16 protein-coding genes are annotated in these 21574 nt (G+C 60.2%); 13 read left to right on the top strand and 3 right to left on the bottom strand.

Annotated features, from left to right (window positions below; all coding sequences use genetic code 11):
* Both L1069_RS21265 and L1069_RS21260 read right to left on the bottom strand, forming a co-directional pair.
* Nucleotides 1-351: GDP-mannose 4,6-dehydratase (locus L1069_RS21265; protein WP_237456974.1), on the bottom strand; the 351-nt coding region annotated here is incomplete at its 3' end.
* A gap of 291 nt (nucleotides 352-642) precedes the next feature.
* On the bottom strand, nucleotides 643-2766 hold the full coding sequence (locus tag L1069_RS21260; protein WP_237456973.1) for a UDP-N-acetylglucosamine-peptide N-acetylglucosaminyltransferase: 2124 nt from the start codon (nucleotides 2764-2766) through the stop codon (nucleotides 643-645).
* 203 nt (nucleotides 2767-2969) lie between these two features.
* Between L1069_RS21260 and secE the strand changes: the two genes are divergently transcribed.
* The 10 genes from secE to L1069_RS21210 all read left to right on the top strand — a co-directional run bounded on the left by secE (nucleotide 2970) and on the right by L1069_RS21210 (nucleotide 17277).
* The gene (gene secE / locus L1069_RS21255) at nucleotides 2970-3167 is read left to right on the top strand and encodes a preprotein translocase subunit SecE (protein WP_027257327.1); all 198 of its coding nucleotides are present in this window, start codon (nucleotides 2970-2972) and stop codon (nucleotides 3165-3167) included.
* Nucleotides 3168-3383: 216 nt separating this feature from the next.
* The gene (nusG, locus tag L1069_RS21250; RefSeq protein WP_129372236.1) at nucleotides 3384-3917 is read left to right on the top strand and encodes a transcription termination/antitermination protein NusG; all 534 of its coding nucleotides are present in this window, start codon (nucleotides 3384-3386) and stop codon (nucleotides 3915-3917) included.
* Nucleotides 3918-4045: 128 nt separating this feature from the next.
* Nucleotides 4046-4471 carry a 50S ribosomal protein L11 gene (rplK, locus tag L1069_RS21245; protein ID WP_129372235.1) on the top strand — a complete coding sequence of 142 codons (426 nt, stop codon included), beginning with the start codon at nucleotides 4046-4048 and terminating at the stop codon, nucleotides 4469-4471.
* 1 nt (nucleotide 4472) lies between these two features.
* Nucleotides 4473-5171 (top strand): 50S ribosomal protein L1, encoded by a 699-nt coding sequence (gene rplA / locus L1069_RS21240; protein ID WP_129372234.1) that lies wholly within the window; start codon nucleotides 4473-4475, stop codon nucleotides 5169-5171.
* Between the two features lie 153 nt (nucleotides 5172-5324).
* Nucleotides 5325-6386, top strand: coding sequence for a Hint domain-containing protein (locus L1069_RS21235; RefSeq protein ID WP_237456972.1), 1062 nt, complete (start codon nucleotides 5325-5327; stop codon nucleotides 6384-6386).
* 296 nt (nucleotides 6387-6682) lie between these two features.
* Entirely contained in the window at nucleotides 6683-7201 is a 519-nt protein-coding gene (gene rplJ, locus L1069_RS21230; protein WP_129372972.1) for a 50S ribosomal protein L10, read from the top strand.
* An 80-nt stretch (nucleotides 7202-7281) separates the two neighbouring features.
* The gene (rplL, locus tag L1069_RS21225; protein WP_129372232.1) at nucleotides 7282-7653 is read left to right on the top strand and encodes a 50S ribosomal protein L7/L12; all 372 of its coding nucleotides are present in this window, start codon (nucleotides 7282-7284) and stop codon (nucleotides 7651-7653) included.
* 246 nt (nucleotides 7654-7899) lie between these two features.
* Complete coding sequence (gene rpoB, locus L1069_RS21220) at nucleotides 7900-12033, top strand: DNA-directed RNA polymerase subunit beta (protein WP_237456971.1); 4134 nt, start codon at nucleotides 7900-7902, stop codon at nucleotides 12031-12033.
* 52 nt (nucleotides 12034-12085) lie between these two features.
* Nucleotides 12086-16330 (top strand): DNA-directed RNA polymerase subunit beta', encoded by a 4245-nt coding sequence (gene rpoC, locus L1069_RS21215; protein WP_237456970.1) that lies wholly within the window; start codon nucleotides 12086-12088, stop codon nucleotides 16328-16330.
* Between the two features lie 131 nt (nucleotides 16331-16461).
* Entirely contained in the window at nucleotides 16462-17277 is an 816-nt protein-coding gene (locus tag L1069_RS21210; RefSeq protein WP_134830800.1) for a glycosyltransferase, read from the top strand.
* 23 nt (nucleotides 17278-17300) lie between these two features.
* On the opposite strand, the gene L1069_RS21205 is transcribed toward L1069_RS21210, so the two are convergent.
* Nucleotides 17301-18107, bottom strand: a complete 807-nt coding sequence (locus tag L1069_RS21205; RefSeq protein WP_237456969.1) for a putative rhamnosyl transferase — start codon at nucleotides 18105-18107, stop codon at nucleotides 17301-17303.
* A gap of 386 nt (nucleotides 18108-18493) precedes the next feature.
* On the opposite strand from L1069_RS21205, the gene rpsL reads away from it, so the two are divergent.
* From rpsL to fusA, 3 genes are read left to right on the top strand one after another with little or no spacing between them, the layout of a single operon-like run.
* Nucleotides 18494-18865: a 30S ribosomal protein S12 gene (gene rpsL / locus L1069_RS21200; protein ID WP_008204009.1), complete on the top strand. Its 372-nt coding sequence runs from the start codon at nucleotides 18494-18496 to the stop codon at nucleotides 18863-18865.
* A 15-nt stretch (nucleotides 18866-18880) separates the two neighbouring features.
* On the top strand, nucleotides 18881-19351 hold the full coding sequence (rpsG, locus tag L1069_RS21195; RefSeq protein ID WP_027257337.1) for a 30S ribosomal protein S7: 471 nt from the start codon (nucleotides 18881-18883) through the stop codon (nucleotides 19349-19351).
* An 18-nt stretch (nucleotides 19352-19369) separates the two neighbouring features.
* Nucleotides 19370-21487: an elongation factor G gene (gene fusA / locus L1069_RS21190; protein ID WP_129372227.1), complete on the top strand. Its 2118-nt coding sequence runs from the start codon at nucleotides 19370-19372 to the stop codon at nucleotides 21485-21487.
* Nucleotides 21488-21574: the final 87 nt, after the last annotated feature.

The raw sequence follows: 21574 nt of genomic DNA, 5'->3' as shown, positions 1-21574 counted from the left end.
AATCGGATTCACACGCCCCCAATAGCTTTCTGGCTGCGGATGAACATCGGGATCACCATAAACCTCGCTCGTTGATGCCTGTAAAACCTTGCATTTCAACCTCTTGGCAAGCCCAAGCATATTGATTGCACCGTGAACGGAAGTCTTCGTCGTTTGTACAGGTTCATGCTGGTAATGCACTGGCGAAGCAGGGCAAGCCAAATTGTAGATTTCGTCCACTTCTACGTAGAGCTGGAAGATACATGGTGAGCGCTTGGCGGACGGCGAACAAGGCTGCTGGCCTGTCCGGTGACCATTCGCATTCCGATTGGACCAATCGCCGTAAGCTTGTGGTTTCCGGGCAGATCGCATTGAAACTCTTGGGCTATGAGCCGGGAGTAATCGACGGGTAATGAAAGCGGCGGTAAAAAAAGGGCGTTAGGGCAGTTGGAAAAACAGCCCTAACTGATTGAAACCTTTAGGCCGCTAAACGGCACGTTTGGAAAATTCCCCGCGTAAACTCAGCGTCTTGATATGGCCTCCAAAACCGTAGGTCTCTGGTTCGAACCCTGATGCCCCTGCCAGTTCACCGGATCACAAGCAGCACAGTGAAACACTTCCGGGAAAGCCCGCCCGCTTGGGCTGCGGGCGCCAGTGCTATGGTCAGGCCAGCGGCAGATGCTCCGGGGCGGATCCTTGCAAATACCGGTCATAGGCAGCGTCATAGGCCTGTTCGGCCTGCTGTGCCAGGCGTGCCGGGTCCGGCAAAACTGCATTCTGGAGGCGGTGTTTCAATGCCTTGCCGGCCCCCGGATCCTGCGCCAGGCCCGCAGCCTTCGCCTCGTAGTCTTCTGTACCGGCGGCGATCAGTTCCGGCAGCCCGGCGGCCTGCAGCAGGCTTGCGACAGTGCGGGCGGCGAATTGCTGTCCCGGCAAGGTGAGCACCGGCAGCCTGGCAGCCAAGGCTGACTGGGCGGCGCTGCGGGAATTCACAGTGAAGGTGTCCAGGAACAGATCTGCCAGCGGCAGGCGGGCCTGGTGTTCCGCCGGCGGGGCAGGCGGTGCAAAGATGAGCCGGTCCGGATCAATGCCGAGCGCTGCTGCAGCCCGGCGCAGGTTGGACACTGCATGCGCGCCATTATCCTGCAGCCAAAGAACGCTATCCTTGGCCCCGCTCAGCAACCGCATCCAGATGTCGAATTCCGACGGGGTGATCCGGCTGCCTGCGGCAAAGTTGCAGAATACAAATCCAGCCTCCGGCAGGCCGCAGCCGGCCCGGTCCGGACTGCCCGCTGCTGCGGCCGGTGCAGGCGTCACAGCCAGATGGCTTGCCGGCAGGCGCAGCAAGTGTTCGTTGTGATACCGTTCGCTGCCGGGCGGGCACACGGTGTGATCGCCGATCAGGTAGTCAAAGGCGGCGGTGCCCATGGTGCCGGGATAGCCCGGCCAGGCAATGTGCAGCGGTGCCAGCCGGCCGGAAAGCAAGTGGTTCAGGCTGCCGTTTGTATAGCCTGAGACATCCACGGCAATGTCCAGACGGTCTGCCTTGACTGCGACGGCCGCTTCTTGTCCGGCTGTTCCGCCCAATTGCCTGAAGCAGGAGACGGTTTGGCTCAGTTCGGCAGCGGTCGTTGCCGAGAGCCTGGAGCCGGTGGCATAGGCGTGGATTTCAAACCGGGTGCTATCGTGGGCTGCCAGCATTGCCGCGTGCCGGATTGCAATTGCGTCTCCATCACCGCCGGCAAAAAAGTATCCTATCCGCAACCGGGCGGGACGCTGCCGGACGGGTGCCGCCGTTTGCGGCTCTATCACAGGAAATGCGTCGCCGGCATAGGCCTGGGCACGTGCCCGCAGCAGATCCGGGTTGTCTTCCATCAGCATCAGCACGCTTGGATCGCAGCCGCTGCCGCGCAAGCCCAGCAGGCGCCGGCAGTCCGCGTATTCCTGGATCCACCGCCAGTCATTGAGCTCTGCCAGAACATGCAGCCGCTGGGTGCGGCTGCGGTCGTCGGATGGCGAAATCTGCAGGATTCTGTCAAAACAAGGCAGAGCATCCGCAAACCGGCCCTCGGCCTTAAGCTGCAGGCCAAGCTGGAAGTGCGCTTCGGTCAGTTGCGGATCCAGGCTGGCGGCACGGGTGTAATGTTCCTTGGCCTCAGCCGCCGCGCCCAGCTGCTGCAGCAGGCCGGCCAATGTGAAATGCAATGAGGCATCTTCAGGGGCAAGGGAAACCGCCTGGCGCAGAACGCCGGCGGCCTCGACGCTGCGGCCCTCCAGCGGTAGAGCTTCGGCCATGCTGCGCAGGGCGGGCAGGCATTCGGCATCCAGTTTCAGGGCTTTCTGATACAGCGCCATGGCGTTGTCATGCTGCCCGCGTGCCATATGGACGCGTCCCATCGCGGCATAGGTGCCCGCTTCCTGGGGGTTCAGACCGCAGGCTTTGTTCAGGCAGGTTGCGGCATTGTCCAAATGGCCTGCTGCCAGATGGCAGCGGCCCAGAAAATCCCACAGGAAATGCGAATCGCGGAACGTCTTAAGCAAGGCGCCGCAGCTGTCAGCCGCATCAAAGTGGCGGCCGGCGGCAAGCGCTGTCTCCAGTTCCGCTTTGGTGTCCGGCGAGGGCTCGCGCTGTTCACGCAGGCGGCCGCGCAGGGAGTCCAGCGCTTGCAGGGCGCGGGTATTCTTCGGGTTGCGTGCCAGGATGCCGGAATAGGCAAGCACTGCATCCTCAAGTTTGGAATCACGTTCAAGCTGTTCGGCCTGGGATAAGGAATATGCTGGTGTCATGGCATCCAATCTCATCAATAAACGCGGGATATGCCTGCGCGGCGCGCACATGGCGCCGGGGCTGCTTGGGACAGTTTTGCAGCAAGTGGATTAAAATTGGATTGACTGCGCGGCCCAAGCCGCTCTGCCGCCGGAGCAGGGCTTGAATTTACCCGCAGCAGGCGTTAAATCGCGACCACTGCTAGCAGAGAGACACCCCCAGTATGGCGACTATCAATCCAGTTCAGTTCATTCAGCAAGTCCGTGCCGAAGTGTCCAAGGTCGTTTGGCCGACCCGGCGCGAGGTTCTGCTGACCACGGTCATGGTGTTTATCATGGCGGCGCTTACGGCGGTGTTCTTTGCACTGGTCGACCTGCTGATCCGCTATGGCCTGCAGGGGCTTTTGGGGATGTTCGGCTAAGCCTGCGGCAGTTTGATGGCTTCCAAGCCGGTGTTGCTGTGCCGCCCTTGATCTTGGCGGCAATGGGCGGTAGGTGACCCGTAACTATTAAGGCGGGCGTGCGGCGATTCGGTTTGCACGCCGCTTTTTGTTGGAGAGCGCAGCTTACGGGCTGCATCGGGATGATAAAGCGGCGGCGCGGCAATGGCCCGCCTGGCAAAACAAGGACGATTGTTCATGGCGAAACGGTGGTATTCGGTCAGCGTTCTTTCGAACTTCGAAAAGAAAATCGCAGAGCAAATCCGCACCTCGGTCGCTGAACAGGGCCTTGAGGACGAGATCGATGAAGTGCTGGTCCCCACCGAAGAGGTGATCGAGATCCGCCGCGGCAAAAAAGTCTCGACCGAGCGCCGGTTCATGCCAGGCTACGTGCTGGTCCACATGGAGATGTCCGACCGTGGCTATCATCTGATCTCCTCGATCAACCGGGTCACCGGCTTCCTGGGTCCGCAGGGCCGCCCGATGCCGATGCGCGACGCCGAGGTGCAGGGTATCCTGGGCCGCGTCGAGGAAGGCGTCGAGGCGCCGCGGACGCTGATCCACTTCGAGATCGGCGAGAAGGTCAAAGTCAACGACGGCCCGTTCGAAGATTTCGACGGCATGGTCGAAGAGGTCGACGAGGACAGCCAGAAGCTGAAGGTCACCGTTTCGATCTTTGGCCGGGAAACCCCGGTCGAACTGGATTTCACTCAGGTCACCAAGCAGATCTGATGTGACGCCGGCCGCTTTGGCCGGCACCCCGAGCGTGGGAGGCGGCGGCACCGCGGTGCCAAGGCCGGACCACACAGCAAAGCAGCCCAACGGACGCGTCCGGAGGGTGTTGGAAAAGGAGAAGGCCAATGGCCAAGAAGCTCGTCGGCACGATGAAGCTGCAAGTAAAAGCCGGTCAGGCAAACCCAAGCCCGCCGGTTGGTCCGGCGCTGGGTCAGCGCGGCATCAACATCATGGAATTCTGCAAGGCGTTCAACGCCAAGACCGCAGACATGGAGCCCGGCGCGCCGTGCCCGACCGTGATCACCTACTATCAGGACAAGTCCTTCACCATGGACATCAAGACGCCGCCCGCGTCTTATTACCTGAAGAAGGCTGCCAAGGTTAAGTCGGGTGCAAAAACCCCGTCGCGCGAAACCGTCGGCACCGTGACCGCGGCCCAGGTGAAAGAAATCGCCGAAGCCAAGATGAAAGATCTGAACGCCAACGACATCGACGCGGCAATGCAGATCATCCTGGGCTCTGCCCGCTCCATGGGCATCGAGGTAAAGTAAGATGGCAAAGCTCGGTAAACGTACCCGCGCCGCGCGCGAAGCTCTCGTCGGCAAAGATAATCTGTCGGTCGAAGAAGCTGTTTCCCTGATCAAGGCGAACGCCACTGCGAAGTTCGACGAAACCGTCGAAATCGCCATGAGCCTGGGTGTTGACACCCGCCACGCAGACCAAATGGTCCGCGGTGTTGTCGGCCTGCCGAACGGCACCGGCAAAGCCATGCGCGTTGCAGTGTTCGCCCGCGGCCCCAAGGCAGAAGAAGCCACCGCGGCCGGTGCTGACATCGTCGGCGCCGAAGACCTGATGGAAGCCATCCAGGGCGGCAGCATCGACTTTGACCGTTGCATCGCAACCCCGGACATGATGCCCGTCGTCGGCCGTCTGGGTAAGATCCTCGGCCCGCGCAACCTGATGCCGAACCCCAAGGTCGGCACTGTGACCATGGACGTCAAGGCAGCTGTTGAAGCGGCCAAAGGCGGTGAAGTCCAGTTCAAGGCGGAAAAAGGCGGCGTTGTGCACGCAGGCGTCGGCAAAGCCTCGTTTGACGAAGCCAAGCTGGTCGAAAACGTCCGCGCCTTCATTTCGGCTGTGGCCAAGGCCCGTCCGTCGGGCGCCAAAGGCGCTTACATGAAAAAGATCAACCTGACCTCGACCATGGGTCCGGGCGTCACAGTTGACGTGGACAACGCTGTCACCGAGTAATCGGGACAGCATTGCCAGATCATGGGCCCCGGGTGACGCACCCGGGGCCTTTTCTTTTGCCGGGCGGCGGTCGGGCGCTCAAATGGCCGTGCGGTGCATTTTAACCGGTTGTTTACCCTTGTGCCTGCCCGGCAGCAGCCATAATTGCAACCTATGGCACTACGCAGTTTCTTTGCTCAGGACAGTTCGAGCCTGGTTGTTACGTCGAGCTCTAATGGCTCGATTGTCGGTGATGCGGTCATCAATAATTCGGACACGCCCAACGGAACGGTTTTCGCCTATTCCGGCGGCGCCGGAACCGAGGTTACGCTGAATGACACCGGCGGCGGGCGGAACAGGTTCAATGACGACAGGGAATCGGATCACGTCATTACCGATGGCGGCGGCATCGTTTCGGACGGCGCCAAGGTCGAATCCGAATCGCATATCCTGGTGCGCGAACTTGACGGAAACGGAAACCCTTCCGGTCCGCAGATCAGGATCTACGTCTTTTCTCAGGACGGCCAGACATCCAATGTCTGGGGATTTGCGACGGACCTGCCGCTTGAGGCCGGGAAATCCTATGTAAAGACCGGTGGCCAGAACACCGGCACGTCGCGTTATTCCGATTATGTCACTTGCTTTGGCGAGGGGACGTGGATTGATACTGCCGATGGTCCGGTTGCGGTGGAGGACCTTTCCCGGGGGCAGCGTGTCTGGACCAAAGATTCCGGGGCGCAGCCAATTTACTGGATCGCTGAGACATCTGTGCGCGGCACCGGGGCGTTTGCGCCGGTTGTTTTTGCGCCGGGGGCGATTGGTAATGACCGGGAGCTGATCTTGTCGCAGCAGCACCGGGTTCATGTTGAATTGCCGGTAGCGGAGATGCTGTTCGGCCAGGCGGGTGTTCTGGTGGCTGCAAAGCATCTCTGCGGGCTTCCGGGAGTCGGGATCCGTGAGCAGGCCGTGATCCGGTACTTCCACTTCATGTTCGACCGGCATCATATCGTAAGGTCCAATGGTGTGCTGACCGAAAGCTTCTTTCTGGCGCCGGGATCGGTGGCTGCGCTGGATCGGGCGCAGCGCCGTGAGCTGCTGTCGCTGTTTCCGTCGCTTGGCCGGGACAGCAGCCGGTTCGGCAAGACTGCGGCGATGACGCTGACCTCAGGCGAGGCGCGTGTGCTGAAGGGCTGCTTGGATTCCCATCGCGGGCAGGTCTGCCTGGCGGCGCAGTGAATTTGACTGAGGCGGCCAGTTTCCCCCTTGGAAATCCCGTAAAATACGACTAACTACGGCTACGAGATAAAGCGTGCGATTCGTCGTGCGCTTTATTTCATTTCGTCCAAGATGGTGGGCGGCCTTTCGATCGGGCCTTAATCTCCCTCCTGAGACGGGTACAGACCAAGAAGATCGAGGGTTTTCATTCCCTCGGGCGGATTTGGCTCATCCCGTAAAACGGACCTGAACGCCGGGACTTCTGGACCGGCAAATATGAGCCGGGGTGCACAAGCATCCCTAACTTGGAGAGAACTGTGGATAGAGCCCAGAAAGAGAAAGTGGTCGAGGAACTCGGCCAGATCTTCGAAAGCTCTGGCGTCGTAGTGGTTGCCCACTACGCCGGTCTGACAGTTGCCGAGATGCAGGATCTGCGCGCGCGTGCAAGCGATGCGAACAGCTCTGTGCGTGTTGCCAAAAACAGGCTCGCCAAAATCGCCCTCGAGGGAAAGCCGTGTGAAAGCATGTCTGACCTGCTGACAGGGATGACCGTTCTGACCTATTCCGAAGACCCCGTGTCCGCTGCAAAAGTGGCCGAGGGTTTCGCCAAGGATAACAAAAAGTTTGAAATCCTCGGCGGCGCAATGGGTGAGAATGCTCTGGACCGCGCAGGCGTCGAAGCCGTGTCGAAAATGCCGTCCCGCGACGAGCTTATTGCTCAGATCGCAAGCTGCATTGGCGCACCCGCTTCCAACATCGCCGGCGCAATTGGCGCACCTGCAAGCAACATCGCAAGCATCCTTTCGACCATCGAAGAGAAGGCGGAAGCTGCGTAAGCGGTTGGCACTGAATGACTGGCGTGGGGCAAAGCCTGCACGTTGGAACACACATACTGTAAACGGAAAGAGCTGATACAATGGCTGATCTGAAAGCACTCGCAGAAAGCATCGTGGGTCTGACCCTGCTGGAAGCACAAGAACTGAAAACCATCCTGAAGGATGAGTACGGCATCGAGCCCGCAGCTGGCGGCGCAGTTGTCATGGCCGCGGCCGACGGCGGCGCAGCTGCTGAAGAAGAAAAGACCGAATTCGACGTCGTTCTGAAGAACGCCGGCGCTTCCAAGATCAACGTGATCAAAGAAGTCCGCGGTCTGACCGGTCTGGGCCTGAAAGAAGCCAAAGAACTGGTCGAAGCCGGCGGCAAGATCAAAGAAGGCGTGTCCAAGGACGAAGCCGAAGACGTCAAAGCCAAGCTGGAAGCAGCTGGCGCCGAAGTCGAGCTGGCCTAAGCCCTGCTCCTGGTGCATTTCTGATGCATCGGAAATTTGGCTGGGTCCGGAGTTTTCCGGGCCCAGCCGAACCTGTCTTAGAAAGGGCCTCTGAGGAGGCGTTTTTTCAGGCGGAGTTCAAAGGATCGGGAGGCTGCCTTCGGGACGGTGGCCATGAATTGATCCGAACGCGCTGTCTCGTATGGGCAAGGTGCCGGGGCCCGGCGGCATCCTTGACCGGTGAGAACTCGAAAGGTGACATCTGACATGGCTCAATCGTTCCTTGGCCAGAAACGTCTACGCAAATACTACGGCAAAATCCGCGAAGTGCTGGAGATGCCGAACCTCATTGAGGTGCAGAAATCTTCCTACGACCTGTTCCTGCGCTCTGGCGATGAAGCCGAGCCGCTGGACGGCGAAGGCATCAAAGGTGTGTTCCAGTCGGTTTTCCCGATCAAGGACTTCAACGAGACTTCGGTCCTGGAGTTCGGCAAATACGCGTTTGAAAAGCCGAAATACGACGTCGAAGAGTGCATGCAGCGCGACATGACCTACAGCGCGCCGCTGAAGGTCACCCTGCGCCTGATCGTCTTTGATGTGGACGAAGATACCGGCGCCAAGTCGGTAAAAGACATCAAGGAACAGGACGTCTTCATGGGCGACATGCCCCTGATGACCCCGAACGGCACCTTTGTCGTCAACGGCACCGAGCGTGTGATCGTGTCCCAGATGCACCGTTCGCCGGGCGTGTTCTTTGACCACGACAAGGGCAAGACCCACTCCTCAGGCAAGCTGCTGTTCGCCTGCCGTATCATCCCGTACCGCGGCTCCTGGCTGGATTTCGAATTCGACGCCAAAGACATCGTCTTTGCCCGTATCGACCGCCGCCGCAAACTGCCGGTGACCACTCTGCTGTACGCCCTGGGCCTGGACCAGGACGCCATCATGAGTGCCTATTACGACACCGTACAGTTCAAACTTGAAAAGTCCCGCGGCTGGGTCACCCCGTTCTTCCCGGAACGTGTGCGCGGCACCCGCCCGACCTATGACCTGGTCGATGCGGCCACTGGCGAAATCATCTGCGAAGCCGGCAAGAAGGTCACCCCGCGCGCCGTCAAGAAGATGATCGAAGAAGGCACCATCACCGAGCTTCTGGTGCCCTTCGAGCATATCGTCGGCAAATATGTCTCCCAGGACATCATCAACGAAGAAAACGGCGCGATCTATGTCGAAGCCGGTGATGAGCTGACCCTGGAATACGACAAAGACGGCGAACTGATCGGCGGCTCCCTGAAGGAGCTGCTGGATGCCGGCATCACCGATATTCCGGTGCTGGACATCGATAACGTCAACGTCGGCCCCTACATGCGCAACACTATGGCGCAGGACAAGAACCGGTCCCGCGACACCGCGCTCATGGACATCTACCGTGTGATGCGCCCGGGCGAGCCGCCCACCGTCGAGGCTGCGTCGGCCCTGTTCGACACCCTGTTCTTCGATGGCGAACGTTATGACCTGTCCGCAGTTGGCCGCGTGAAGATGAACATGCGCCTGGCACTGGACGCCGAAGACACCCAGCGCACCCTGCGCAAGGAAGACATCGTCGCCTGTATCAAGGCGCTGGTCGACCTGCGTGATGGCCGCGGCGATATCGACGACATCGACCACCTTGGCAACCGCCGCGTGCGGTCCGTCGGCGAGCTGATGGAAAACCAGTACCGCGTCGGCCTGTTGCGCATGGAACGCGCGATCAAGGAACGTATGTCCTCGGTCGAGATCGACACTGTGATGCCGCAGGATCTGATCAACGCCAAGCCCGCTGCGGCGGCTGTGCGTGAATTCTTCGGCTCCTCGCAGCTGTCGCAGTTCATGGACCAGACCAACCCGCTGTCGGAAGTGACCCACAAACGCCGTCTCTCGGCGCTTGGCCCTGGCGGTTTGACCCGCGAGCGCGCAGGCTTTGAAGTCCGCGACGTTCATCCGACCCACTATGGCCGGATGTGCCCGATTGAAACGCCGGAAGGCCCGAACATCGGTCTGATCAACTCGCTGGCGACCTTTGCCCGTGTGAACAAGTACGGCTTCATTGAGACACCTTATCGCGTCGTGAACGAGGCGAAGGTGACCGACGAAGTCCACTACATGTCCGCGACCGAGGAAATGCGCCACACCGTGGCGCAGGCGAACGCGACGCTGGATGAGAGCGGCAAGTTCATCAACGATCTGGTCTCGACCCGCCAGTCCGGCGACTACACCCTGGCGCCGCGCGAAAGCGTGGACCTGATCGACGTCTCGCCGAAGCAGTTGGTATCGGTTGCGGCCTCGCTGATCCCGTTCCTGGAAAACGACGATGCTAACCGCGCTCTGATGGGCTCGAACATGCAGCGTCAGGCGGTTCCGCTGCTGCGCGCCGAGGCGCCGCTGGTCGGCACTGGCATCGAGGAAAAAGTGGCGATCGACTCCGGCGCGGCCATTCAGGCCAAGCGTGCGGGCATCATCGACCAGGTCGATGCGCAGCGTATCGTGATCCGTGCTACCTCCGATCTGGAGCTGGGCGACGCGGGCGTTGACATCTACCGGATGCGCAAGTTCCAGCGTTCGAACCAGAACACCTGTATCAACCAGCGTCCGCTGGTGAAGGTGGGCGACACCGTGACCAAGGGCGAAGTCATCGCCGACGGTCCGTCGACCGATATGGGCGAACTGGCCTTGGGCAAAAACGTGGTCGTCGCGTTCATGCCGTGGAACGGCTACAACTACGAAGACTCCATCCTGATCTCCGAGCGCATCGCGCGTGACGACGTTTTCACCTCGGTTCACATCGAGGAATTCGAAGTCGCCGCCCGTGACACCAAGCTTGGCCCGGAAGAAATCACCCGCGACATCCCCAACGTCGGCGAGGAAGCCCTGCGCAACCTCGACGAGGCGGGCATCGTCTACATCGGTGCCGATGTGGAACCGGGCGATATTCTGGTCGGTAAGATCACGCCCAAGGGCGAAAGCCCGATGACCCCGGAAGAAAAGCTGCTGCGCGCCATCTTCGGCGAAAAAGCATCTGACGTGCGCGACACCTCGCTGCGCGTGAAGCCGGGCGACTACGGGACCGTGGTCGAGGTGCGCGTCTTCAACCGCCACGGTGTGGAAAAAGACGAACGTGCGCTGCAGATCGAGCGTGAGGAAGTCGAACGTCTGGCCCGTGACCGGGACGACGAACTGGCGATCCTGGACCGCAACATCTATGCCCGCCTGCGTGGCATGCTGCTGGGTAAAGTGGCTGTCAAAGGCCCCAAAGGCGTCCGTGCCGGCGCCGAGATCACCGAAGAACTGCTGGACTCCCTGTCCCGCGGCCAGTGGTGGATGCTGGCGCTGGAAGACGAAAAAGATGCCCAGGTTGTCGAGGCCCTGAACGAGCAGTACGAGGCGCAGAAGCGCGCCCTGGACGCCCGTTTCGAGGACAAGGTCGAGAAGGTCCGCCGCGGCGACGACCTGCCGCCGGGTGTGATGAAGATGGTCAAAGTCTTCATCGCCGTGAAGCGCAAGCTGCAGCCGGGCGACAAGATGGCCGGCCGTCACGGCAACAAAGGTGTGATCTCGAAAGTGGTGCCGATGGAGGACATGCCGTTCCTCGCCGATGGTACCCCGGTCGATTTCTGTCTTAACCCGCTGGGTGTTCCGTCGCGTATGAACGTCGGTCAGATCCTTGAAACCCATATGGGCTGGGCCGCGCGCGGCCTTGGCATCAAGGTGGACGACGCGCTGCAGGAATACCGCCGCTCGGGCGATCTGACCCCGGTCCGTGAAGCGATGCACCACGCCTATGGCGACGACGTCTATGACGAAGGCATCGCCAACATGACCGAGGCCGCCCTGGTGGATGCCGCAGGCAATGTGACCCGCGGTGTGCCGATTGCGACTCCGGTCTTTGATGGCGCCAAGGAAGACGACGTCAACAACGCCTTGGTGCGTGCGGGCTTTGACCAGTCCGGCCAGTCGATCCTGTTCGACGGCCGCACCGGTGAGCAGTTCGCGCGTCCGGTGACCGTTGGCATCAAGTACCTGCTGAAGCTGCACCACCTGGTGGACGACAAGATCCACGCGCGTTCCACCGGCCCGTACAGCCTCGTTACCCAGCAGCCGCTGGGCGGTAAGGCGCAGTTCGGCGGTCAGCGCTTTGGTGAGATGGAAGTCTGGGCTCTCGAAGCTTACGGCGCCGCCTACACCCTGCAGGAGATGCTCACCGTGAAATCGGATGACGTCGCCGGCCGGACCAAGGTCTATGAGTCGATCGTCAAGGGCGAGGACAACTATGAAGCGGGCGTACCGGAATCGTTCAACGTTCTGGTGAAAGAAGTCCGCGGCCTCGGCCTGAACATGGAACTCCTGGATGCGGAAGAAGAGTAAGGGCTGCGGCCCTTACCCCCTCCTCCCTTCCGCACGAATTTGAGGTATCAAAATGAACCAGGAAATCACCAACAACCCGTTCAACCCGCTGACGCCGCCCAAGGTCTTTGATGAAATCAAAGTCTCGCTGGCGTCGCCGGAACGGATCCTGTCGTGGTCTTACGGCGAAATCAAAAAGCCCGAGACCATCAACTACCGGACCTTCAAGCCCGAGCGCGACGGCCTGTTCTGCGCCCGGATCTTCGGCCCGATCAAAGACTACGAATGCCTGTGCGGCAAATATAAGCGGATGAAGTACCGCGGCGTCGTTTGCGAAAAATGCGGCGTCGAAGTCACCCTGCAGAAAGTCCGCCGCGAGCGGATGGGCCACATCGAACTGGCCGCACCGGTTGCGCATATCTGGTTCCTCAAGTCGCTGCCGTCGCGCATCGGCCTGATGCTGGACATGACCCTGCGCGACCTGGAACGTGTTCTGTACTTTGAAAACTATGTTGTCATCGAGCCGGGCCTGACCGATCTGTCCTATGGCCAGATGATGACCGAAGAAGAGTTCATGGACGCCCAGGATGCCTTCGGCACGGACGCTTTCACCGCCAACATCGGCGCCGAAGCTATCCGTGACATGCTGGCCCAGATCGACCTGGAATCCGAAGCCGAGCAGCTGCGCGCCGAACTGGCCGAAGCGACCGGCGAACTGAAGCCCAAGAAGATCATCAAGCGTCTGAAAGTCGTGGAATCCTTCCTGGAGTCGGGCAACCGTCCGGAATGGATGATCATGACCGTGATTCCGGTCATCCCGCCGGAACTGCGTCCGCTGGTACCGCTGGACGGCGGCCGCTTTGCGACCTCCGACCTGAACGACCTGTACCGCCGCGTGATCAACCGGAACAACCGTCTGAAGCGGCTGATCGAACTGCGCGCGCCTGACATCATCGTCCGCAACGAAAAGCGGATGCTGCAGGAATCTGTTGACGCGCTGTTCGACAACGGCCGCCGCGGCCGCGTGATCACCGGCGCCAACAAGCGTCCGTTGAAATCGCTCTCTGACATGTTGAAAGGCAAGCAGGGCCGCTTCCGTCAGAACCTTTTGGGTAAGCGCGTCGACTTCTCCGGCCGTTCGGTCATTGTGACCGGCCCGGAACTCAAACTGCACCAGTGCGGCCTGCCCAAGAAGATGGCGCTGGAGCTGTTCAAGCCCTTCATCTACTCGCGTCTGGAGGCCAAAGGTCTGTCCTCCACCGTGAAACAGGCGAAGAAGCTGGTCGAAAAAGAGCGTCCCGAGGTTTGGGATATCCTCGACGAGGTGATCCGCGAACACCCGGTGATGCTGAACCGCGCACCGACGCTGCACCGTCTTGGCATCCAGGCGTTTGAACCCACGCTGATCGAAGGCAAGGCTATCCAGCTGCATCCGCTGGTCTGCTCGGCGTTCAACGCGGACTTTGACGGCGACCAGATGGCTGTGCACGTCCCCTTGAGCCTTGAGGCCCAGCTGGAAGCGCGCGTCCTGATGATGTCCACCAACAACGTTCTGTCGCCGGCCAACGGCGCGCCGATCATTGTTCCGTCGCAGGATATGATCCTGGGTCTCTACTATGTGACCCTGGAACGCGAAGGCATGCCGGGCGAAGGCATGGTGTTCGGCTCGATCGAAGAAGTTCAGCATGCGCTGGACGCTGGTGTTGTGCACATGCACACCAAGATCACCGCCCGGATCACCCAGTTTGACGAAGAAGGCAACGAGGTTAAGTCGCGGTTTGAAACCACGCCTGGCCGTGTCCGTCTGGGCGCACTGCTGCCGAAAAACGTCAAAGCCCCGTTTGAGCTGGTCAACCGGCTGCTGCGGAAGAAAGAAGTGCAGCAGGTCATCGACACCGTCTACCGCTACTGCGGTCAGAAGGAATCGGTTATCTTCTGTGACCAGATCATGACCATGGGCTTCCGCGAAGCGTTCAAGGCGGGCATTTCGTTCGGCAAGGACGACATGGTGATCCCCGACACCAAATGGACGCTGGTTGAAGAGACCCGCGATCAGGTGAAGGACTTTGAACAGCAGTACATGGACGGCCTGATCACTCAGGGTGAAAAGTACAACAAAGTGGTCGATGCATGGTCCAAGTGTAACGACAAGGTCACCGAAGCGATGATGGGCACCATCTCGGCTGACAAGCGCGACGAGGCTGGCGCTGTCATGGAACCGAACTCGGTTTACATGATGGCCCACTCCGGTGCGCGTGGCTCGGTTACTCAGATGAAGCAGCTGGGCGGCATGCGCGGCCTGATGGCCAAGCCGAACGGCGACATCATCGAGACTCCGATCATCTCGAACTTTAAAGAAGGCCTGACCGTTCTCGAGTACTTCAACTCGACCCACGGTGCCCGTAAGGGTCTGTCCGATACCGCGCTTAAGACGGCGAACTCGGGTTACCTGACCCGCCGTCTGGTGGACGTCGCACAGGACTGCATCGTGCGTGAGAACGATTGCGGCACTGAGCGTGCGATCACTGCCGAAGCGGCTGTGAACGATGGCGAAGTTGTCGCGACCCTTGGCGAACGTCTTCTGGGCCGCGTGGCTGCAGACGATATCCTGCGTCCTGGCACCGAAGAAGTCATCATTGCTGCAGGCCAGCTGATCGACGAACGTATGGCAGATGCCGTGGAAGAGGCCGGCGTTCAGTCGACCCGTATCCGCTCGCCGCTGACCTGTGAGTCGGAAGAGGGCGTCTGCGCCATGTGCTATGGCCGTGACCTGGCGCGCGGCACCAAGGTGAACGAAGGCGAAGCGGTGGGTATCATCGCGGCGCAGTCGATCGGCGAACCTGGCACTCAGCTGACCATGCGGACCTTCCACATCGGCGGCGTTGCGCAGGGTGGCCAGCAGTCGTTCCAGGAAGCGTCCCAGGAAGGCAAGATCGTCTTTGAGATGCCGCAGACCCTGGAGAACGCCAACGGCGAGACCATGGTTGTGGGCCGCAACATGAAGCTGATCATTCAGGACGAACACGGCGAAGAACGTGCCAGCCACAAGCTGGGTTACGGTTCCAAGCTGTTCGTCAAGGAAGGTCAGGACATTGCGCGCGGCGACAAGCTGTTCGAATGGGACCCCTATACCCTGCCGATCATCGCCGAAAAGCCGGGTACTGCCAAATACGTGGACCTGGTCTCGGGCCTGGCTGTCCGTGACGAGACCGACGAAGCCACCGGCATGACCCAGAAGATCGTGATCGACTGGCGCACGGCTCCGAAAGGTTCGGACCTGAAGCCGGAGATCATCCTGGTCGACAGCAACGGCGAACCGATGCGCAACGACCTTGGCAATCCGCTGACCTATCCGATGTCGGTGGATGCGATCCTCTCGGTCGAAGATGGCGATCAGGTTGTTGCTGGTGACGTTGTTGCGCGTATCCCGCGTGAAGGCGCCAAGACCAAGGACATCACCGGTGGTCTGCCGCGCGTTGCCGAACTGTTCGAAGCCCGTCGTCCGAAAGACCACGCGATCATCGCCGAAATCGATGGTTACGTGCGCTTTGGCCGCGACTACAAGAACAAGCGCCGCATCGCGATCGAACCGTCGGACGAGTCGCGGGATGCCGTCGAATACATGGTGCCCAAGGGTAAGCACATTCCTGTTCAGGAAGGTGACTTTGTCCAGAAGGGCGACTACATCATGGACGGCAACCCGGCGCCGCATGACATCCTGTCCATCATGGGTGTCGAGGCTCTGGCCAACTACATGATCGACGAGGTTCAGGACGTCTACCGCCTGCAGGGTGTGAAGATCAACGACAAGCACATCGAGGTGATCGTCCGCCAGATGCTGCAGAAGTGGGAGATCTCCGACTCCGGCGACACCACGCTGCTCAAAGGCGAACACGTGGACAAGCAGGAGTTTGACGCAGCCAACGAGAAATCGCTGGCCCGCGGCAAGCGTCCGGCTCAGGGCGCACCGATCCTGCTCGGCATCACCAAAGCGTCGCTGCAGACCCGCTCCTTCATCTCGGCGGCCTCCTTCCAGGAGACCACCCGGGTTCTCACCGAGGCTTCGGTGCAGGGCAAGAAGGACAAGCTGGTCGGCCTTAAGGAAAACGTCATCGTGGGCCGCCTGATCCCGGCCGGCACCGGTGGTGCGACCCAGGCAGTGCGCGCCATTGCCCAGGGCCGCGACAACGTGGTTCTGGAAGCCCGCCGCGAAGAAGCCGAAGCCGCTGCAGCCCTGGCCGCACCGGTGATGGACGAAGACGCGATGGGCGGCGACGATCTGGATATCCTGGTCGAAACCCCGGAAAGCCGCGACTAAGCCACGGCTCATACCTTCAGGAAAGCCCCCGCATGGTTTCATGCGGGGGCTTTTTCATTTCCGCAACCGCAGCTATCGTCAGCCGGGCGCGGGATTACACCGGGCAACATGGCGGCAGGCAGGGGACGGTGATGGACATCAGGCTGCGGATGATTGGACTGGTGCGGTTTTCCGTGCTCAGCACGAATTATTATTCAGAGCGGTTCAATAGTTTGGAGGAAAAGGCAGCACATCTGTTCTCGCCCGAACGGATGGAATTGCGCTTCCGGCTGTTTGAACATTTGTGCCTGCGGTCGCTGACACAGCAAAGCGACCCGAGTTTCCGGCTGATCGTTCTGACCTCGCAAGACCTGCCTGCTCCCTATCTGGAACGGCTGCTGGAACTGACAGAGCCTTACAGCAACATCTTCTGCCACGGTGCGGCGCCGGACTCGCATTACCAGCAGCTGAAGGACGCTTTTGGCCTGGTGAATTTACGGCGCGCCACCCATCATGTTCTGTTCCGGCTGGATGATGATGATGCTTTGGACCGGAATTTCGTCAAACGCACCAAGGGCTTTGCCCGCGGCATGATCCCGCTGCAGGGCGAAGGCCAGACGCCGTTCATCATCGCCCATAACCGTGGCCTGTATCTGGAAAAAACCGCCAAAGGCGCCGAGCTGTATGACACCTGCGAGCGGTCGCCGTTGTCCACCGGCCTGTCGCTGGTTGCTCCGGCGGATCACCGGGCCAACCCCTATGCGTTCAACCACCGCAAAATTGCGCAGCATTACAATACGTTTTCCGACATTTCGGTGCCCGCCTTCCTGCGGACCATTCATGGCGACAATAAATCGGATCCGGCGCAGATGGGGCTGACCCGGAAATGGCCCGCCCGCCAGATCGAAGACGCGCTGAACGAGCATTTCGGCTTCACACCGGCGCGCCTCAAGGCCTTGCTGCCGTAGCTGCCCGCCTGGCCGCGGCCGGTTTAGCGCAGCTTGAATGCCGCCCGCACCTTGGCTGCCCGCAGACCAAAGACCGTTGCAAATTCAGCTTCCTGCTTGCCCGTCAGCGGTGCGACGTCAACGGCTGCGGCGCCGTCTTGCCGGGAGTCATTGAACCGGTTGTGGCTGCGGACCCACATGGGGACGTCGGTAATGGTGACAGACGGCATGTGGTGGTGAATACGGTGATGGGCAAAGTTCATTATCGTTTTGCGGCTGCCCGCTGCCACATGCATGCCAAGGGCTGCGGTGAAATAGGGCCGGACGGTTGGGGCTGCTGAAATGCCGTCCGGGCCGAACTCCGCGACATAGCCCCGGTTGAAATCAATCGCAGCCGAGGCGGATTTGGCAAACAGCTTGGCGCAGTCTTTTGCGGTGTCCCGCAGGCGCTCGACAAATTCCGTTGCCACCGCGTCATCATCGTCGAACCTGAATTGCAGGCAGGGCTGGCCGGGTTTCCGCCTTGCACCGTTCAGAAGATCTTTCATCACCTCGCGATGCCTGCCCGGCGGCTCTGCGTGAAGCCGGATTTGCGGTATGTCCGCGATCAGATCCTGCAGCCGGTCGCGGTGAACCTGCGGCAGGCTGTCGCCGATCACCATGATCAGGTCGAAATCCTGGTCGGTCTGCTCCCGCAGGCAGGGCAGGGCGACGGTTTCCAGCAGCCGGAACCGCTCCTCCATCCGGGCTTCGGCATAGAGATAGGCAATCCGCTCCTCAATCGTTTCATGCTCAACTTGGAACCCGCCGATGGCCGGATAGGAAAACCGGCACAATCCGATGACTTGCATTCTGAAATCCGTCTTATACTAAAGCGCTGCCGCCGCGACTATGCCGCTCAGCCGCGCCGCGGGCAAGGGCGGGCAGGGCGCGCGGACACGCGTGCGGACCTGCCGGCGGCAGGGCGGCCCCCGCCCGCTGTTGACAACCTTGGCGACTCCCCATATACGCGCGCTTATCCGGCACCCGGAGTGTATTCTTCGAAAGCCGAATTCAAAATTGCAGTGGCTCAAGGCTTGGGCACTTTTACCACCCGGGCCCTCTGTAACCTCACCGCGTCGTCTCACCTCGGAATGGGAGCGATTGCGGTTTTTGCGCTTGTGGACGCACAAGTGCAGCGAAATCACCCGCACGCGCCGGCGTGCATGACAGTGTTGCGAAAACGGGGAAAACCTGAATGCCAACGATCCAGCAGCTGATCCGCAAGCCGCGTCAGCCGAAACGCAAAGTTTCGAAGTCCCAGCACCTCGAGCAGTGCCCGCAGAAGCGCGGCGTCTGCACCCGCGTGTACACCACCACACCGAAGAAACCGAACTCCGCTATGCGGAAAGTTGCGAAGGTCCGCCTGACCAACGGTTTCGAAGTGATCTCCTACATCCCCGGTGAAAGCCACAACCTTCAGGAGCACTCTGTGGTTCTGATCCGTGGCGGCCGGGTAAAAGACCTTCCGGGTGTCCGTTACCACATCCTGCGCGGTGTTCTGGATACCCAGGGCGTTAAAGACCGTAAACAACGCCGTTCGAAGTACGGCGCCAAGCGTCCTAAGTAAGAAGGAGAGGCTGATATGTCACGTCGTCACGCCGCCGAAAAACGCGAAGTCCTGCCCGACGCCAAGTTCGGCGACCGCGTTCTGACCAAATTCATGAACAACCTGATGATCGACGGCAAGAAGTCGGTCGCAGAGCGTATCGTCTACAACGCCTTTGACCGCGTTGAAGGCAAAATCAAGCGCGCTCCGGTTGAAGTGTTCCACGAAGCTCTCGACAACATCAAACCCTCGGTCGAAGTCCGTTCGCGCCGTGTGGGCGGTGCCACCTACCAGGTGCCGGTTGAAGTCCGCCCCGAGCGCCGTGAAGCACTGGCAATCCGCTGGCTGATCACTGCTGCGCGCAAGCGCAACGAAAACACCATGGAAGAGCGCCTTGCAGGCGAGCTGATGGACGCTGTCCAGTCCCGTGGCACCGCAGTGAAAAAGCGCGAAGACACCCACAAGATGGCCGAGGCGAACAAAGCCTTCAGCCATTACCGCTGGTAAGCCGGAGGACCTAGACCTATGGCACGCGACTATCCGCTAGAACTGTACCGTAACTTCGGTATCATGGCGCACATCGATGCAGGTAAAACCACCTGCTCCGAGCGCATCCTGTATTACACCGGCAAATCCCACAACATCGGTGAGGTGCACGACGGTGCAGCCACCATGGACTGGATGGAGCAGGAGCAGGAACGCGGCATCACCATCACTTCGGCTGCGACCACCACCTTCTGGGAACGCACCGAAGACGGTGAAACCGCTGACTCGCCCAAGCACCGCCTGAACATCATCGACACCCCCGGCCACGTTGACTTCACCATCGAAGTTGAACGCTCGCTGGCGGTTCTCGACGGTGCTGTCTGTGTTCTGGACGCCAACGCCGGTGTTGAGCCGCAGACCGAAACCGTGTGGCGTCAGGCTGACCGCTACAAGGTTCCGCGCATGGTGTTCGTCAACAAGATGGACAAGATCGGCGCTGACTTCTTCAACTGCGTTGAAATGATCGAAGACCGCACCGGCGCCCGCGCGGTTCCGGTTGGTGTGCCGATCGGCGCCGAAACCGAGCTGGAAGGCCTGGTTGACCTGGTCAACATGGAAGAATGGCTGTGGCAGGGCGAAGACCTTGGCGCATCGTGGATCAAAGCACCGATCCGCGACAGCCTGAAAGACATGGCTGACGAATGGCGCGGTAAGATGATCGAGGCGGCCGTCGAAATGGACGACGACGCCATGGAAGCTTACCTGGAAGGCGAAGAGCCCGACGTGCCGACCCTGCGCAAACTGCTGCGCAAGGGCACGCTGGAAATGGCCTTTGTGCCGGTTCTGGGCGGTTCTGCGTTCAAGAACAAAGGCGTGCAGCCGCTGCTGAACGCTGTGATCGACTATCTGCCCAGCCCGCTGGACGTTGTTGATTACATGGGCTTCAAACCCGGTGACGAAGAAGAAGTCCGTGACATCGCCCGCCGTGCGGACGACAGCATGGCCTTCTCCGGCCTGGCGTTCAAAATCATGAACGACCCCTTTGTTGGCTCGCTGACCTTTACCCGGATCTATTCCGGTGTCCTGAACAAGGGCGACACGCTCTTGAACTCGACCAAAGGCAAGAAAGAGCGCGTTGGCCGGATGATGATGATGCACTCGAACAACCGTGAGGAAATCACGGAAGCGTTCGCGGGCGACATCATCGCGCTGGCAGGTCTGAAAGACACCACAACCGGTGACACCATCTGCGCTGTCAACGATCCGGTCGTGCTGGAAACCATGACCTTCCCCGATCCGGTTATCGAAATCGCGGTTGAGCCCAAGACCAAGGCCGACCAGGAGAAAATGTCCCAGGGTCTGCAGCGTCTTGCTGCCGAGGATCCGTCCTTCCGTGTGGAGACCGACATCGAGTCCGGTCAGACCATCATGAAGGGCATGGGCGAACTTCACCTGGACATCCTGGTTGACCGTCTCAAGCGGGAATTCAAGGTCGAAGCCAACATCGGTGCGCCGCAGGTTGCCTACCGCGAGACCATCTCCAAAGAGGTCGAGCATTCCTACACCCACAAGAAACAGTCGGGTGGTTCGGGCCAGTTCGCCGAGGTGAAACTGATCATCTCTCCGACAGAGCCGGGCGAAGGCTACTCCTTCGAATCCCGCATCGTCGGCGGTGCGGTTCCGAAGGAATACATTCCGGGCGTCGAAAAAGGCATCAAGTCCGTCATGGATAGCGGCCCGCTGGCCGGCTTCCCCGTGATCGACTTCAAGGTTGCCCTGATCGACGGTAAGTTCCACGATGTGGACTCCTCGGTTCTGGCCTTTGAAATCGCGGCCCGCATGGGCATGCGTGAAGGTATGCGCAAGGCTGGTGCGAAACTGCTCGAGCCGGTGATGAAAGTCGAAGTGATCACCCCGGAAGACTATACCGGCGGTATCATCGGCGATCTGACCTCGCGCCGGGGCCAGGTGTCCGGCCAGGAGAACCGCGGCAACGCAATCGCAATCGACGCGTTTGTGCCGCTGGCGAACATGTTCGGCTACATCAACACCCTGCGTTCGATGAGCTCGGGCCGCGCCCAGTTCACCATGCAGTTCGACCATTACGAACCGGTTCCGCAGAACATCTCGGAAGAGATCCAGGCGAAATTCGCGTAAGCGTCAAAAAATTGAGGGGTTCGCGTCCGTTGCGGGCTCCTCTCGAAACAATAGGAGGCCATCATGGCTAAGGAAAAGTTCGAACGC

Origin of the sequence: Leisingera sp. MMG026, assembly GCF_021654205.1 — a bacterium.
Taxonomy (GTDB): Bacteria; Pseudomonadota; Alphaproteobacteria; order Rhodobacterales; family Rhodobacteraceae; genus Leisingera.
The sequence above is the reverse complement of the archived record's forward strand: the minus strand, read 5'-3'. Positions and strand labels throughout refer to the sequence as shown.